The organism is Streptomyces sp. (genome assembly GCF_050698815.1).
GTDB lineage: Bacteria > Actinomycetota > Actinomycetes > Streptomycetales > Streptomycetaceae > Streptomyces.
The window spans coordinates 1-15,453 of sequence record NZ_JBOHCV010000339.1 but is presented as its reverse complement, the minus strand read 5'-3'; the positions used below and the strand labels follow the sequence as shown (position 1 = coordinate 15,453).

General features: G+C 72.0%; 16 protein-coding genes and 1 pseudogene. 6 read left to right on the top strand and 11 right to left on the bottom strand.

The window, feature by feature from the left end; genetic code table 11:
• The first annotated feature begins 104 nt into the window (after positions 1–104).
• Positions 105–326, top strand: a complete 222-nt coding sequence (locus ACRDP3_RS12505) for a CarD family transcriptional regulator (RefSeq protein WP_431516977.1) — start codon at positions 105–107, stop codon at positions 324–326.
• 342 nt (positions 327–668) lie between these two features.
• Here ACRDP3_RS12505 and ACRDP3_RS12500 read toward each other — a convergent pair whose 3' ends face one another.
• The gene (locus ACRDP3_RS12500) at positions 669–1,241 is read right to left on the bottom strand and encodes a histidine phosphatase family protein (RefSeq protein ID WP_431516976.1); all 573 of its coding nucleotides are present in this window, start codon (positions 1,239–1,241) and stop codon (positions 669–671) included.
• 138 nt (positions 1,242–1,379) lie between these two features.
• Here ACRDP3_RS12500 and ACRDP3_RS12495 point away from each other — a divergent pair, with 138 nt between their 5' ends.
• Positions 1,380–2,288, top strand: a complete 909-nt coding sequence (locus tag ACRDP3_RS12495) for a hypothetical protein (protein WP_431516975.1) — start codon at positions 1,380–1,382, stop codon at positions 2,286–2,288.
• 1 nt (position 2,289) lies between these two features.
• Here the strand turns inward: ACRDP3_RS12495 and ACRDP3_RS12490 are convergent, their stop codons facing one another.
• Positions 2,290–3,756, bottom strand: a complete 1,467-nt coding sequence (locus ACRDP3_RS12490) for a PLP-dependent aminotransferase family protein (protein WP_431516974.1) — start codon at positions 3,754–3,756, stop codon at positions 2,290–2,292.
• Here ACRDP3_RS12490 and ACRDP3_RS12485 point away from each other — a divergent pair.
• From ACRDP3_RS12485 to ACRDP3_RS12475, 3 genes are all read left to right on the top strand, one after another.
• Positions 3,755–4,720, top strand: a complete 966-nt coding sequence (locus ACRDP3_RS12485; protein ID WP_431516973.1) for a DMT family transporter — start codon at positions 3,755–3,757, stop codon at positions 4,718–4,720. The two genes, ACRDP3_RS12490 and ACRDP3_RS12485, sit on opposite strands and share 2 nt — an antisense overlap.
• 99 nt (positions 4,721–4,819) lie before the next feature.
• A complete protein-coding gene (locus ACRDP3_RS12480; protein WP_431516972.1) occupies positions 4,820–5,029 on the top strand; it encodes a DUF1918 domain-containing protein in 210 nt (69 codons plus the stop codon).
• Between the two features lie 261 nt (positions 5,030–5,290).
• A complete protein-coding gene (locus tag ACRDP3_RS12475) occupies positions 5,291–6,151 on the top strand; it encodes a 3-hydroxybutyryl-CoA dehydrogenase (protein WP_431516971.1) in 861 nt (286 codons plus the stop codon).
• A gap of 73 nt (positions 6,152–6,224) precedes the next feature.
• On the opposite strand, the gene pheT is transcribed toward ACRDP3_RS12475, so the two are convergent.
• From pheT to infC, 7 genes are all read right to left on the bottom strand, one after another.
• On the bottom strand, positions 6,225–8,759 hold the full coding sequence (pheT, locus tag ACRDP3_RS12470; RefSeq protein ID WP_431516970.1) for a phenylalanine--tRNA ligase subunit beta: 2,535 nt from the start codon (positions 8,757–8,759) through the stop codon (positions 6,225–6,227).
• Positions 8,759–9,883 carry a phenylalanine--tRNA ligase subunit alpha gene (gene pheS / locus ACRDP3_RS12465; protein ID WP_431516969.1) on the bottom strand — a complete coding sequence of 375 codons (1,125 nt, stop codon included), beginning with the start codon at positions 9,881–9,883 and terminating at the stop codon, positions 8,759–8,761. The genes pheT and pheS overlap by 1 nt, the downstream gene beginning before the upstream one ends.
• A gap of 136 nt (positions 9,884–10,019) precedes the next feature.
• Positions 10,020–11,189, bottom strand: coding sequence for an ATP-binding protein (locus ACRDP3_RS12460; protein ID WP_431516968.1), 1,170 nt, complete (start codon positions 11,187–11,189; stop codon positions 10,020–10,022).
• A 46-nt stretch (positions 11,190–11,235) separates the two neighbouring features.
• Positions 11,236–12,105, bottom strand: a complete 870-nt coding sequence (locus tag ACRDP3_RS12455) for a TrmH family RNA methyltransferase (RefSeq protein ID WP_431516967.1) — start codon at positions 12,103–12,105, stop codon at positions 11,236–11,238.
• Positions 12,106–12,228: 123 nt separating this feature from the next.
• The gene (rplT, locus tag ACRDP3_RS12450; protein ID WP_431516966.1) at positions 12,229–12,612 is read right to left on the bottom strand and encodes a 50S ribosomal protein L20; all 384 of its coding nucleotides are present in this window, start codon (positions 12,610–12,612) and stop codon (positions 12,229–12,231) included.
• A gap of 81 nt (positions 12,613–12,693) precedes the next feature.
• On the bottom strand, positions 12,694–12,888 hold the full coding sequence (gene rpmI / locus ACRDP3_RS12445) for a 50S ribosomal protein L35 (RefSeq protein ID WP_431516965.1): 195 nt from the start codon (positions 12,886–12,888) through the stop codon (positions 12,694–12,696).
• A 111-nt stretch (positions 12,889–12,999) separates the two neighbouring features.
• Complete coding sequence (infC, locus tag ACRDP3_RS12440; protein WP_431516964.1) at positions 13,000–13,692, bottom strand: translation initiation factor IF-3; 693 nt, start codon at positions 13,690–13,692, stop codon at positions 13,000–13,002.
• Positions 13,693–13,947: 255 nt separating this feature from the next.
• Here infC and ACRDP3_RS12435 point away from each other — a divergent pair, with 255 nt between their 5' ends.
• Positions 13,948–14,340, top strand: a complete 393-nt coding sequence (locus ACRDP3_RS12435; RefSeq protein WP_431516963.1) for a DUF1844 domain-containing protein — start codon at positions 13,948–13,950, stop codon at positions 14,338–14,340.
• 37 nt (positions 14,341–14,377) lie between these two features.
• Here ACRDP3_RS12435 and ACRDP3_RS12430 read toward each other — a convergent pair whose 3' ends face one another.
• Positions 14,378–15,118 carry an MIP family channel protein gene (locus ACRDP3_RS12430; protein WP_431516962.1) on the bottom strand — a complete coding sequence of 247 codons (741 nt, stop codon included), beginning with the start codon at positions 15,116–15,118 and terminating at the stop codon, positions 14,378–14,380.
• An 89-nt stretch (positions 15,119–15,207) separates the two neighbouring features.
• Positions 15,208–15,453, bottom strand: a pseudogene (locus tag ACRDP3_RS12425) (SseB family protein); the annotation flags it as partial.

The following is a 15,453-nucleotide window of genomic DNA, read 5'->3' as shown; positions in this document are numbered from 1 at the left end:
ATGCGGGACGGCGAGGGCCGCGAGAACCGGGTTCCGGGCGCCGTGACCAACCAGGAACCGTGCGACGGGTCACAGTTCGCCTCAGGGGGCGCATACTGGTGACAATGACGAAGTCAGCCTTCCCCCGCCGCCATCTGCCCTCCAGTCCCTTCAAGGCACCGGTCACGCAGCCTCTCGAACGGTTCGCCATAGGGGACCGGGTCACTCACGACGAGCACGGCCTCGGCCGGGTCGTCGGCATCGAGGACGGGATCGCGGTGCTTGTCGACTTCGGTCCCCTGCTGGAACGGATTCCGAGTCCGTACAGCAAGATGACCAAGCTGTGAGACGGTCGGCCGCGGGCAGCCACAGGCGCCCCGGCCGTCCCACACCCGCGCCCGCACCTCCGTCCTCGACGGACTGCCCCACGCCACCCCCGAACGGGAGACCTCCCATCGACACGACCCCCTTGTTCTCCGCACCCGAACAGGTGCGGCCCCAGACCAGGACGGGATCGCGGCCGCCGAGCACGACGCCCTTCCGGGCTCCGGAATTCGCCGGGGACGACCACGCATCCGAAGCACCCGACGCGACGGTGATCCCCGCGCCCCGGGAGCGGCCGCAGGAACCCTTCGCCGTCTCCGGCGAACCGGCCTGACCCCCGCAGCGGCCGCCCGCCCCGGCCGCTCTCAGCCCTCCAGGCTGAGACTCCACTCCCCCGCACGTCCCGCCAGCGTCACCACGGCGAGCGGATGCGCGTCGATGTTCCAGTACGTGGTGGGGGGCGCCTTCAACGCGTAGCAGAGTGCCGCCCGCAGCACGGCGGGCTCCGCGACCGCGACCATCCAGCCGCCGTCCTCGACCGACGGCCGGGTGTCGAGCCAGCCGCCGATCCGCTGGATGAAGCCGAGCAGCGTCTCCCCGCCGTGCGGCGCGGACCTCGGGTCGGCCAGCCAGTCGTGCACGGCCTGCGGCTCCCGGACAGCCACTTCCTGGAGGGTGCGGCCGCCCCAGCGCCCCATGTCGCAGTCACGCAGCGCCGGCTGGGCCAGCGGCGCGAGACCCAGCGCGTTGCCGGTCTCACGGCAGCGCACCGACGGCGAGCAATAGCGCAGTTCGGCGGCGGCCAGGTGAGAAAGCGCGGGTACCAGCCTCTGCACCTCGTGCCACCCCGCCGGATCGAGCGAACGGCTGTCGCCGAACCGCACGTCCAGCAGGGACGAGCTGCGGCCGGAGGCCAGCAGGGTGAGGCGTAGGGCCATTCCGCGATCGTAGAGCGATCGGCGCCTGTGTTCGATAGTCCGGTTGCGGTTCGCCTCCCTGGTCCGGCCGAAATCGCGCCAGCCGTGGAAACATGCACGTAAGTGTCAAAACGGGCATGTTGAGAGCGGGAGGGCGGTGTGGAGTTCGACGAGGTGGCAGCGGAGTTGTACGGGCTGCTGCCGCCGGAATTCACCGCTGCCAGGAACGACCGCGCGCAGCGGGCCCGTACCGGCGGGCAGCGGGAACTGGCGGAGCAGATCCGCGGCCTGCGCCGGCCCACGGCGGCGGCCTGGGCGAGCAATCTGCTGGTGCGCGAAGAGGAGCAGGTCGCGCCGCTGCTGCGGCTCGGTCGGGAACTGCGCGCCGCACATCGGGACCTGGACGGAACGCAGCTGCGGGCGCTGTCCCGGCAACAGCGGCAATTGGTGAACGCGCTGTCCCGGCAGGCGGCGCAGCTGGCCTCGGCGGCCGGAGCGCCCATCGGCGCCAAGGCTCGGCAGGAGGTGGAGGAGACCCTGCACGCGGTCCTGGCCGATCCGGACGCTGCCCGGGAGTGGGCCACCGGACGGCTGTCGAGACCGCTGAGCGCGCCGGTCGGGTTCGACGCCGCGGCCCGGGAAGCCGCTGCCGGGTCCACTGTGCCGGACAGATCCGGACCAGGTGGTGCGAAGCCGCCGCGCACCGGAGCCGGGAAGAGCCGCCGCCCCCAGGAGAAGAAGGCGGACGCGGCGGCCCGGCGGCAGCGTGACGAGCGTGCCCGGCAGGACGCTCGGAGGGCGGCCGACGAGGCCCGCCGGGTCCGGCAGGAGGCCGAGGCGGCCGAGCGGGACGCCACACAGGCGCGCGCCGGCCGGCAGGAGGCCGAAGAGCTCCTCGGCCGTCTCCGCGGAGAGCTCCGGGAGGCCGAGGAGAACCGGTCCCGGTCCCGGGAGCGGGAACGGGCGGCCGATCAGGCGGAGCGGGCAGCCCGCCGGGCCGCCGACGACGCCGAACGCCGCGCCCGGCGGCTTGCCGAGCGGACCGCATCCGGCGAGAGGGGGCGATGACTCAGGTGACCCTCGCGAGGGCTCGGCCCAGCACCTCGTCGCAGGCGGTACGCAGGCGGCGCACCCCTTCCGCGATCTCCCCCTCGGCGGCGGCCGGCGCGTAGGAGAGCCGCAGATACCGGGCGGCGGGCTCCGCGGCGAAGTAGGGGCGGCCGGGCGCGACCGCGACGCCCGCGCGCAGCGCGGCACCGGCGAGGGCGGCCTCGTCCGCGCCGTCCGGGAGCCGGAGCCACAGGTGGAAGCCGCCCCGTGGCGCGTGCGCGAGGGAGAGCGCCGGCAGTTCCCGCGCGAGAGCGGCGAGCATCACCTCGCGCCGCTGCCGCAGCTGCTCGGCGACGGTGCGCAGATGCCGCGGCCAGGCGGGCGCGCCGACGAGCTCGAGTGCGGCTTCCTGCAGCGGCCGGGAGACGAAGAAGCTGTCCACGGTCTGAACGGCACGCAGCCGCTCCAGCACCGGCCCGTGCGCCGCCAGGGCGCCGACACGGAGGCTGGGTGAGGTGATCTTGGTCAGCGAGCACAGATGGACGACCCTCCCGTCCGGGTCCGCGGCCCGGAGCGTGGGAGGCAGCGGACCGGCGTCCTCGTGGACGAGATGCCTGGCGAAGTCGTCCTCGACGACGAAGGCCCCGGCCTCCTGCGCGGCCCGCAGTACGGCCGCTCTGCGCTCGGCGGAAAGGAGGGCACCGGTCGGGTTCTGGAACAGGGGCTGACAGACGAAGACACGTGCCCCGCTGGCACGGAAGGCCTTGTCCAGCAGCTCGGGGCGCACTCCGTCCGTGTCGACGGGCACCGGTACCGGGCGCAGTCCGGAGGCGCGCGCGGCGGCGAGCAGACCGGGGTAGGTCGGGGACTCGACGAGCACGGCGGCGCCGGGCGGGGCGAGCGCGCGGAGCGCGGTGGTGATGGCGCTCTGACCGCCCCCCGTGATCAGTGCGTCCGCCGCGGTGACACCGCCGGAAGGGCCGCCGATCTCCCGTGCGAACCAGCCGCGCAGCTCGTCCACGCCCTCGACCGGAGGGCGGTCCCAGGCGCCCGGCCGGCGCCCGGCCCGGGCGAGCGCGGCGGCCAGCGCCCGCTCCGGCCGCAGGCCCGGGGGCAGGTAGCCGCCGTTGAACTCGATGACGCCCTGCTGCGGCGCCATGAGCGTGGCGAGCACACCGTCGGCGTCCACACTGCGGGGCACCTGGTCGGCGGACGGATCGGCGCTCAGCGCGACCTCCTGCCAGGAGGTGTCACCCGGCGCAGGCAGCGCCGCGCGCGGACCGGCCCGGAAGATCCCGGCACCGGGGCGGGTGACGACCAGCCCCTCGACCGCGAGCCGGGCAACCGCGCGGGAGACGGTGACGGGGCTGACGCGGTGCGCCTCCACCAGCTCCCTGCTCGATGGCAGTTTCTCTCCCGGGGAGTAGCGGTTCAGATCCCGCCGGAGAGTGGTAGCCAGTTCAGCGACACTGTTACGCTCGTGCATGACACCACAGGATAGCGCTACCGCATCTCATTCGATAGCGGTTCCCGGTACGGCGGAACCCTTCCCGGCTTCTCCTCAGCCCGCGGGCGGCGCTCCCCCTGGGCCTGCACGGGGCAGCGGACTGCTGCTGGCCGCCCTCGGCGTCGTCTGCTTCTCCCTCACCTTTCCCGCCACGGTCTGGGCCCTCGACGGCTTCGGACCCTGGTCGGCCACGACACTGCGGATCTGCCTGGGCGCCCTCTTCGCCGGCGTCGCCCTCGCCGTCTTCCGGGTCCCGGTGCCCGCCCGCCGCCACTGGCCGTGGCTGGCCGTGTCCGCCTCCGGTGTACTGATCGGCTTTCCGCTGCTGACCACGCTCGCACTGCAGACCTCGACCACCGCACACGCGGCCGTGGTCGTCGGCCTGCTGCCGCTGACCACGGCGCTCTACTCCTCGCTGCGCACCGGCTCCCGCCCCTCCCCCGCGTTCTGGGCGGCGGCGCTGGCGGGAGCCGCCGCCGTACTGGCCTTCGCCCTGCAGCAGAGCGGCGGCGCCCCGACCACCGGCGACCTCTACCTCGGCGGCGCGCTGCTGCTCTGCGCCGCCGGTTATGGCGAGGGCGGCCGGCTGGCCCGCGAGCTGTCCGGACTCCAGGTGATCGGCTGGGCGCTGGTGGGCTGCCTGCCGCTGGCGGTGCCGGGCGCGGTGATCGCACTGCTGGCGGAGCCGGCGGAGCTGACCGCGCAGTCGGTGACGGGGCTGGTGTGGGTGGCGGCCGGCTCGCAGCTGATGGGCCTGCTGCTGTGGTACCGCGGGATGGGTGTCGCGGGCGTGGCCAGGGCCAGCCAGACGCAGCTCGCCCAGCCGCTGCTCACCCTCGTCTGGTCGGTCCTGCTGCTCGGCGAACATCTGACGCCGGCCGCGCCCGCCACCGCCGCCGCCGTGCTGATCTGCATCATGCTCGTACGGCGGACCCGCGCCTGACCGAGGCGGACCCGGGCCACTCCCCGTAGACTTACCGGCACAGAGGAATACAGTACGGACATTCCGGTATGCATCCCTGCGAACAGGAGGGTTCTCCTGATGCGAGCGAACACGGGCGACCGTCTGCTGGTACACGGCCGGGTAGTGGGTGACCACGACCGCGTCGCGGAGATCGTCGAGGTGCTGGGCACGGACGGCGAGCCGCCGTTCCGGGTGCGGTTCGACGACGGGCACGAGGCAGTGATGTCACCGGGACCCGATTCCGTCGTGCAGGAGCGCGTGCGGGGGCGGAAGCACAAGAAGGGCTAGTACCCCTCCCGGCAAGCTTTGCCTGTCACGGCACTAGAGCTCCGGTCGCCGGGCCCCACGGCGAGGTCGCCGGCAGTGGTCGGCGACCACCCGGTCCATCCCACCGATGGGGTCCTCGGTCTTTCGCACGTTCATCCTGTCGTTCCTTCCGGCCCCGGCCGAAGTCGTGCCCTCGTACGAGCTTTCGCCCCCGCCCCCCGCGCACGGTGCCCGCAGGGGTAACGTCGGTCGGCAGACCACAGGATCAGCGAAAGGCACGAGGTGACCGACATCGAACGCGTCGGAGTGGTGGGCTGCGGCCAGATGGGCGCCGGCATCGCCGAGGTGTGCGCGCGGGCCGGACTGGACGTCATGGTCGCCGAGACCACGGGCGAGGCCCTGGAGCTGGGCCGCACCCGGCTGGCGAACTCTCTGGGCAAGGCCGCCGAGCGCGGCAAGATCAGCGCGGAGGAGCGGGACGCCACACTGGCGCGGCTCGCCTTCACCACCGACCTGGGCGATTTCGCCGACCGCGATCTCGTCGTCGAGGCGGTCATCGAGAACGAGCAGGTCAAGACTGAGATCTTTCAGGTGCTCGACCAGGTGGTACAGCGCCCCGACGCCATCCTGGCCTCCAACACCTCCTCAATCCCGCTGGTCAAGCTCGCGGTGGCCACCTCCCGCCCGGACCAGGTCATCGGCATCCACTTCTTCAACCCGGCGCCGGTGCAGCAGTTGGTCGAACTCATCCCCGCGCTGACCACCGCGGAGGAGACCATCAAGCGGGCCGAGGCCGCGGTCACCGGCATCCTCGGCAAGCACACGATCCGCGCCCAGGACCGTTCCGGCTTCGTGGTCAACGCCCTGCTGATTCCGTATCTGCTCTCCGCGATCCGGATGTTCGAGTCCGGCATCGCCAGCCGCGAGGACATCGACAACGGCATGGAGATGGGCTGCGCCCACCCGATGGGACCGCTGAAGCTCACCGACCTCATCGGGCTGGACACGGTCGCCTCCGTCGCCGACTCGATGTACGCCGAGTTCAAGGAGCCGCTGTACGCCGCGCCCCCGCTGCTGCAGCGGATGGTGGACGCGGGACGGCTCGGACGTAAGGCGGGCGCGGGCTTCTACGCCTACAGCTGAGCGACTGCCGCACATCGGCGGCCGGAACGCGGTACGGCCTGCGTGGCCGTACCGCGCTTCGCGGCATCAGGTCCTACGCCGCACCGGCGCCACGCAGCACCGCACCGGTGCGCTCGGCTGCTGAGGCGACCGCGGTGTCCCGGGCCGCGGACGCCTCCTCGGCCGTGAGCGTGCGGTCGGCGGCGCGGAAACGCAGCGCGTAGGCCAGCGATTTCTTGCCGCCGCCCAGCTGTTCACCCGCGAAGACGTCGAACAGCCGCAGCGACTCGAGGAGTTCGCCCGCTCCCGCGCACAGCGCCAGCTCGACGTCGGCCGACGGAACGGATTCGTCCACGACCAGCGCCACGTCCCGCGTCGCCACGGGGAAGGTGGAGACACGCGGCGCCGGCACCGGTCCGCCGGCCGCCTGCTCGACCAGGTCGAGACTCAGCTCCATCGCGCAACTGCGCAGCGGCAGCCCCAGCGCCTTCACCACGCGCGGGTGCAGCTCACCGGCGTGTCCGACGAGCGTCTTGGCCCCGTCGACCGAGGCGTGCAGCGCGGCGCAGCGGCCGGGGTGCCACGGCGCGTGCCGGTCGCTCTCCACGGTGAGTTCGACCCCGGCCTCGCGCGCGACCGTACGGGCGGACTCGACCGCGTCGGCCCAGTCACCCGCGCGGCCCTCGCCCCACCAGCCCGGCTGCTCGCGGGAGCCCGCGAGCACGGCGGCCACATGCCGCGGCTGGTAGGGCAGCGCGGCGCCGAGGGAGGCGATCTCCTCGTCGCTCGGCCGGGCGTCGACCCGCAGCCGCTCGGCCCGGGTCTCCGCACCGGTCGGCCGGAAGACCAGACCGGTTTCGTACAGGGCCAGATCGTGGCTGCCGCGGCCGTCGTTGCGGCGCAGCGCGGCGAGCAGACCCGGCAGCAGCGTGGTACGCAGCGCGGGCTCCTCGTCTGAGAGCGGATTGACCAGCGTCACAGTGCGGCGCCGCCGGTCGTCCGCGGCCAGGCCGAGCTGGTCGAGGGAAGCGGCCCCGACGAAGGGGTAGTTGAGCGCCTCGACGTACCCGGCGCCGGCCAACGCCCGGCCCACCCGGCGGTGCAGCCGCTGCCGTTCGGTCAGCCCGCGGCCCGCGGGCGGCCTGGGCAGGGTGGAGGGAAGGTTCTCGTACCCCTCCAGCCGGATGACCTCCTCGGCGAGGTCGTTGGGGTCGGCCAGGTCGGACCGCCAGGAGGGCACGGTCACGGTCAGCTCGTCCTGCCCGTACACGTCGCAGCCCACCTGGAGCAGGCGGCGGACGACGGTCTCGCGGCCGTACGTCACGCCCGCGACGCGGTCCGGATGGTCGGCCGCGATCTTGATGGTGTGCGGGCCTGACGGGGTGACGACCTCGGTCACTCCGGCCCCCGCGCTGCCGCCGGCGAGCAGCACCAGCAGGTCCACGGTGCGCTGGGCGGCAGCCGGGGCGGCCATCGGGTCGACGCCGCGCTCGAAGCGCCGGGACGCCTCCGAGGAGACCTTGTGGCGGCGGCTCGTACGCGCGACGGTGACCGGGTCGAAGTGCGCGGCCTCCACGACGATCTCCCTCGTGCCGCGCCACTCGCCGGTCTCCGGGTCCTGGGCGGGGTCGGCGATCTCGCTGCTGGCGCCGCCCATCACACCGGCGAGACCGATGGGACCGGCGTCGTCGGCGATGACGAGATCGTCGGCGTTCAGCGTGCGCTTGCTGCCCACCAGGGTGGTCAGCCGCTCGCCCTGGACGGCGCGACGGACCGTGATGGGGCCCTCGAGCCGGGCGCGGTCGTAGGCGTGCAGCGGCGAACCCAGTTCGAGCATCACGTAGTTGGTGATGTCGACGGGCAGCGACACCGGGCGCATGCCCGCCTTCTGCAGTCGCCGCACCAGCCAGATCGGCGACCGGGCCTCGGGCCGCAGCCCGGTGACCGTACGGGCGGTGAAGCGGTCGCAGCCCACCGGGTCGCCGATCTCGACCGGGAAGCCGTGCGCGTTGGGCGCGGGCACGTCGAGCAGTGCCGGGTCGCGCAGCTCGCGCTTGTAGGCGGTGGCGGTCTCGCGGGCGATGCCGCGCATGGACAGGCAGTAGCCCCGGTCGGGGGTGACGGCGATGTCCAGTACCTCGTCGACGAGTTCAAGCAGCTCGATGGCGTCGGTGCCCGGCTCGTACTCGGGCGGAAGCACGATGATTCCCTCATGATCGTCGCCCATGTCCAGCTCGCGGGCCGAGCAGATCATGCCCTCGGAGACCTTGCCGTAGGTCTTGCGTGCGCTGATGGCGAAGTCGCCGGGCAGCACGGCGCCGGGCAGCACGACCACGACCTTGTCGCCGACGGCGAAGTTGGTGGCACCGCAGACGATGTTCTGCGGCTCACCCGTGCCGTTGGCATCCGCGACGTCGACCTGGCAGTAGCGGATCGGCTTCTTGAATTCGGTCAGCTCCTCGATGGCGAGGACCTTGCCGACGACGAGCGGTCCCTTGAGCCCGGCGCCGAGGCGCTCGACGGTCTCGACCTCAAGGCCGGCATCGATCAGCCTCGCCGCGACGTCGCGGCCGGTCTCACCGGCCGGCAGCTCGACGTACTCTCGCAGCCACGAAAGCGGGACCCGCATCAGATCTCCATCCCGAACGGCCTGGTGAAGCGCACGTCACCCTCGACCATGTCTCGCATGTCCTCGACGTTGTGGCGGAACATCATCATCCGCTCGATCCCGAAGCCGAAGGCGAATCCGCTGTACTTCTCCGGGTCGACCCCGCAGGCGGTCAGCACCCGCGGGTTGACCATTCCGCAGCCGCCCAGCTCGATCCAGCCCTCGCTGGAGCAGGTGCGGCAGGGGTTGTCGGGGTCGCCGACCGATTCGCCGTGGCAGCGGTAGCAGACCATGTCCATCTCGGCCGACGGCTCGGTGAACGGGAAGTAGTTGGGACGCAGCCGTGTGTGCACGTCCCCGCCGAACAGTTCCCGCACCATGTGGTCGAGGGTGCCCTTGAGGTCGGCCATGGTCAGACCCTCGTCGATGGCCAGCAGTTCGACCTGGGTGAAGACGGGGGTGTGGGTGGCGTCCAGCTCGTCGGTGCGGAAGACCCGGCCGGGACAGATGACATAGACCGGCGGCTCGCGGTCGAGCATCGAACGGATCTGCACGGGTGAGGTGTGGGTCCGCAGGACGACGCCGCTGTCACCCTCGCCGTCCTCCGCGGCCCGTACGAAGAAGGTGTCCTGCATCATGCGCGCCGGGTGGTCCGGGGCGAAGTTGAGCGCGTCGAAGTTGAACCACTCCGCCTCGACCTCGGGGCCCTCGGCCACCTCGTATCCCATGGCGACGAAGATGTCCTCGACGCGCTCGCAGAAGGTGGTCAGCGGATGCCGGGCGCCGGCGGGCGAGCGGTCGAAGGGCAGCGTGACGTCCACCGCCTCCTCGACGAGCACCCGCTCGTCCCGCTCGCGCTCCAGTTCCTCCTGCCGCGATTTCAGCGCCTGGCCGACCGCGCCGCGCGCCTGCCCGACGCGCTTGCCGGCCTCGGCCTTCGCGTGCGGGGGCAGGGCGCCGATCTCACGGTTGGCGAGGGCCAGCGGGGAGCGGTCGCCGGCGTGGGCGGCCTTCACCTCACGGAGCGCCTCGAGATCAACCGCGGCGCCGATGGCGGTGATCGCCTCGTCCTTCGCCCGGTCGATCGCTTCCGGTTTCAGTGCCTCGACCTCGACAGGGTCGTACGACTTATTGGGTGCGGACATCTTTTCCCGTACTTCCGATTGGCTTCGGCTGCGCAACAGTGCCAACAGCCGAGTCTAGAGGGGCGCGCGTGATCACTCGTACGCGCGTGAGTGCTGCGCATGCCCCGGCGGGCCCGGAGAAGCCCGTGCGCGCCGCTCAGGCCAGGAAGGCCGGGGCACCCACGGGCAGGGTAAATCGGAACTGGGCGCCGCCCGCGGCCGCGCGGGCGACGGTGATCGTCCCGCCGTGCGCCTCCACGATGCCCTTGACGATGTACAGGCCCAGGCCGGTGCCGCCGCGCTTGCTGCCCCGCCAGAAGCGGGTGAAGACACGGCCCATCGACTCCTCGGGGATGCCGGGGCCTTCGTCGCTCACGGTGACTGCCGTTCCTTCCTCATCACTACGGGTCGGCGCGGGCGCCACCTCGATGGTGACGGTTCCCTCGCCGTGGCGCACGGCGTTTTCCAGCAGATTGCCGAGCACCTGGTCGATCTTGTCGGGGTCGGCCCACAGACCGGGCAGCGGTTCGCTGACGCGGGTGACGAAGCGTTCCGCGGGCCGGCCGACGGCGACGTGCGCCTCGATGTGGCGGCGGACGGCGGCGACCATGTCCACAGGCTGGCGGCGTAGCTCCAGCCGGCCGGAGTCGATACGGGAGATGTCCAGCAGCTCGGCGATCAGCCGGGTGACGCGGTTGGCGTCGGCATCGACCGTCTCCAGCATCAGCCGCTTCTGGTCGTCGGTGAACCTCTCCCACTTCGCCAGCAGCGTCGCCGTGAAGCCCTTCACCGAGGTGAGCGGCGAACGCAGCTCGTGCGCGACGGTGGCGATCAGCTCCGCGTGGCTGCGCTCGGCGCGACGCCGCGCCTCGGTGCCGCGCAGGGTCACGACCAGGCGCTGTACGGGGCCTTTCGGGTACGCCCGCACGTACCGCGCCGCGACCAGCACCTCCCGGCCGCCGGGCAGCAGCAGATTGCGCTCGGGCTGCCCGCTGCGAGTGGCGAGACCGCCATAGGGGTCGGTGACCTGCCACCAGCGGCAGCCGTTGACGTCCTCCAGCGGCAGCGCGCTGTTCAGGGACCTGCCCAGCGCCTCCGACGCGTCGATTCCGGTGATGCGGGCAGCCGCGGCGTTGAAGTGGACGACGCGGCCGGTGGCGTCGGCGACGACCAGGCCATCGGGCAGGTCGTCGGGGTGCAGACCGAGCCCTGGGGACTGTTCGGGCTGCTCCACGCCCTCATCGGCCAGAGCGTCGGCGGCGGGGGCGTCCTGGTAGGCGTCGGACCGGACTTCACGCGGCTGCGCGCCGTGCGACCGCACGTCCATCCCCGCTGCACCCCCTCTCGGGCTCCACCCCGGGCGGGTCACTCTACTAGTGCGTGGCGCGCTGCGCCCGGGCGGAGGCGTACAGGCAGACGGCGGCGGCCGTCGCGAGGTTGAGACTCTCCGCGCGGCCGTGAATCGGCACGCGTACCGCCGCGTCCGCGAGGGCGCGGGTCTCCGCGGGCAGGCCCCACGCCTCGTTGCCGAAGATCCACCCGGTGGGGCCGCTCATGGTGCCGCCGTCGAGTTCGTCGTCCAGGTCCTGCTCGCCGGTGCCGTCCGCGGCGAGCAGCCGGACCCCGGCGGTACGCAGTCCCTCGGCAGCGGCTCCGACGGGGACACCCACGGCGACGGGCAGGTGGAAGAGCGAACCGGCGGAAGCCCGTACCGCCTTGGGGTTGTAGAGGTCGACGGAGGCGTCGGTGAGGATCACGGCATCGGCGCCCGCGGCGTCGGCACAGCGCAGCACCGTGCCCGCGTTGCCCGGGTCGCGTACATGCGCGAGGACGGCCACCAGCCGGGGGCGGGCGGCGAGCAGCGCGTCCAGCGGGCGGTCGATGAAGCGGCAGACCCCGATGAGGCCCTGGGGGCTGACGGTCTGCGCGATGTCGGCCACGGTCGCCTCGGCGGCAAGGTGCACGCGGGCGCCCGCGTCCCGCGCCTCGCCGACGATCCGGGAGTGCCGGGCGGCGGCCTCGGGGGTGGCGAAGAGTTCGAGCAGGGCCGGAGCGGCGGCAGCGGATTCGGCGGTTTCCGTGCCGGTGCCGGTGTCACCGCTGCGGCAGGCCACGGCCTCGCGTACGGCCTGCGGGCCCTCGGCGAGGAATCGGCGCTCCTTCGTACGGAAGTTGCGGCGGACCAGCCGCCGCGCCGCGGCGACGCGAGGGGAGCGCGGGGAGATCAGGTCGGGGGTGCCCATGGCTGCGGCTCACTTGGTCGATCGTGCCCGCACGGCGGCGGCCCCGCGGGTGCGGCACAGCAGACCCGCAGGCACGCTGCCTGCGGGTCCGTTCGTCCGCGGTTGCCCGCTCACGGGTGCGGTTCAGGCGGCCTTCGGTGCGTTGACGTCGTCCGGAAGGGCCTTCTGCGCCACCTCGACGAGGACGGTGAAGGCACCGGCGTCGTTGACCGCGAGGTCGGCGAGGATCTTGCGGTCCACCTCGACGTTGGCGGCCTTCAGACCCTGGATGAAGCGGTTGTAGGTGATGCCGTTGGCGCGGGCAGCGGCGTTGATGCGCTGGATCCACAGCTGACGGAAGTCGCCCTTGCGCCGCTTGCGGTCGTTGTAGTTGTAGACGTAGGAGTGGGTGACCTGCTCCTTCGCCTTCCGGTACAGGCGGGAACGCTGGCCACGGTAGCCGCTGGCCTGCTCCAGGATCGCCCGGCGCTTCTTGTGTGCGTTGACTGCCCGCTTGACGCGTGCCACTTGATGACTCCTTGTACACGGGGCCGGTCTGGTGGGACGACCACCCGGCCCGAATCGAAATGGATCCCGGTCGCGCGGGTCTTACTTGCCGAGAAGCTTCTTGGCCTTCTTGGCGTCTCCCGGGGCCAGCTCGGTCGTGCCGGCGAGGCGGCGCGTCAGCGAGGACGCCTTGTGCTCGAGATAGTGGCGGCGACCGGCACGCTGGCGCATCACCTTGCCGGAGCCGGTGAGCTTGAAGCGCTTACGGGCACCACTGTGCGTCTTGTTCTTCGGCATGTCGCCGTTCACTCCTCGTCGTGACGCTCCCACCGGCCGGCCGGTGAGCCGGCATGCGGAAGCGTCATGTGTCGCTGGTTCGGTTTTCCGAGGCAGGGCCCCAGGAGGGGCTCACGCCTCGGCGGGCTCCTCGACAGGGCTGGTGTCCTGCTGGTTCTCCGGCAGGCGGCCTGCCTTGCGGGCGGCCTGTGCCTCCCTGGCTTCGGCCATCGCCTCGGTCTTCTTCTTGTGCGGACCGAGCACCATGATCATGTTGCGGCCGTCCTGCTTCGGGTTGGATTCCACGAAGCCGAGGTCGGCGACATCGTCCGCGAGCCGCTGGAGCAGCCGGAAGCCCAGCTCGGGGCGGGACTGCTCACGACCGCGGAACATGATCGTGATCTTGACCTTGTCACCCTGCTTGAGGAACCGGACGACGTGACCCTTTTTGGTGTCGTAGTCGTGCGGATCGATCTTCGGCCGGAGCTTCATCTCCTTGATGACCGTGTGCGCCTGGTTCTTGCGCGCCTCACGGGCCTTCATGGCCGACTCGTATTTGAACTTTCCGTAGTCCATGAGCTTGCACACCGGCGGACGTGCTGTCGCCGCCACCTCGACCAGGTCGAGGTCGTATTCCTGTGCGAGCTCCAGGGCCTTGGCAAGTGGCACGATGCCGACCTGCTCGCCACTGGGACCGACGAGTCGCACCTCGGGGACGCGAATCCGGTCGTTGATGCGGGGCTCAGCGCTAATGGGGCCTCCTCGGGTACACCACGCGACGGTCTGGCGGACGGCCGCATGCGAGTCTTTATGACGTGTGACCACCGGGGCGAGACGCGGAAAACGCCCCGTACCGGACACAGGCGGGGCTCCACAAAGACCGGGAGCACCGTCGCGGTGGTCCGCGGGGCGCAGCCTGACCATTGACCCGCGGTCCCTGGAGACCGTCAGGTGGGAGTCCGGAGCCTCCACTTGCGGGCTGGAGAGCGTTCCCCAGCCGGTCGATATCCCAGCATACCAGGGGCCGGGAGCGGTCCCCACCGGAGTGGGCGCCGGCTCCGGGGGCATAGGCTGGCCGCCATGAGCGACGACGCCGCCGCCGGCCCTCAGGGGCCCGCTGACCAGACTCCGGACTTCGACAGCATGACCCGCGACATCGCGGACGTGCCGGCGGTCGAGGTGATCACCACTGTCGCGGTGCACCTGATGAGTTCCGCGGCGGTCAACCTCGGCCTGTCCGAGGAGGGCGAGCAGCACCGGGACCTGGACGAGGCGCGCAAGCTCATCCACGCCCTGGCCGGTCTGATCACCGCGAGCGCCACGGAGATCGGCTCTTACCACGCGGCGCCACTGCGTGACGGCCTGAAGTCGCTGCAGCTGGCGTTCCGCGAGGCCTCGGAGGTACCGGACGAGCCGGGCCAGGGTCCCGGCGAGAAGTTCACCGGTCCGGTCCTCGGCCACAGCGGGGCCTGAGCGGCGCGGGACCGGTGAACCGCCGGTCCGGGCCGGGTCAGCGGACGGGGGCACCGGAGGGTTCAGGGTGCCTGTTCGGCTGCGCCGGGGTCGCCGGATGCGTGACGCGGTGCACCGCTGCCGCCAGAACGGCCCCCACCAGGGGCGCCACGAGGAACAGCCACAGCTGGGTGAGGGCCGCGCCGCCCGCGAAGATGGCGGGGCCGAGGCTGCGGGCCGGATTGACGGAGGCGCCGGTCAGCGGGATGCCGATCAGGCTGACCACCGCCAGTACCGTGCCGATGGGCAGCCCGGCGAAGCCCGCGACGGTCACCTTGTGCGTCACGGACAGGAAGACGTAGACGAGCAGCGCCGTCAGCAGCAGCTCGACGATGAAAGCGCCGCCGAGGTTGATCCGTACCGCGGACCGGTCGCCGAAGCCGTTGCTGCCGAAGGTCTCGCTGATCTTGAGGCCGGGCACCTGCTTGGCGACCAGGAAGAGCAGCGCCGCCCCGGCGATGGCCCCGGCGAGCTGGGCGACCCAGTACCTGATGGCGGTCGGCAGGTCCAGGCGCTTGGCGACGAGCATCCCGAGGGTGACCGCCGGGTTCACGTGGGAACCGGAGACCGGCCCGATCACGTAGGCGAGGACCAGCAGGGTGAAGCCGAACGCCAGCGCGATGCCGAGCGTACCGATGTACTCACCCGACAGCACCGAGGCGCCGACCGCGAAGAAGACGAGGACCAGGGTTCCAAGGAATTCGGCCACAGGGGACTGCAGCTCGGTCTCGGTCGACATGGCACTCCTGACACGTCGGGGATGACTGATCACCATCCGAGTCTCCGCCGCCCGCGACGCGAGCGCATGTCGAATCGGCGACCCGCCCGTCAGCGCTGGTAGAGAGCGTCGCCCGGCAGGACGCTGCCGGGCGGGAGCAGAGCCAGTTCGAGGCCGCGTACGAGCCGGGAGCGCAGCGTCTCGTCCGCGGCCAGTGCCGAGGCCAGCCGCCGCAGGATCGTGGGGGGCCCGGCGGCGTCGGCATCGGGGGTGAGCGCCAGCGCCAGGGTGGCATCGGTGTCCGCGCCGCCCGGCGCCAGGTGCGCGCCGGCCACCCACGGTTCGGCTGCCAGCAC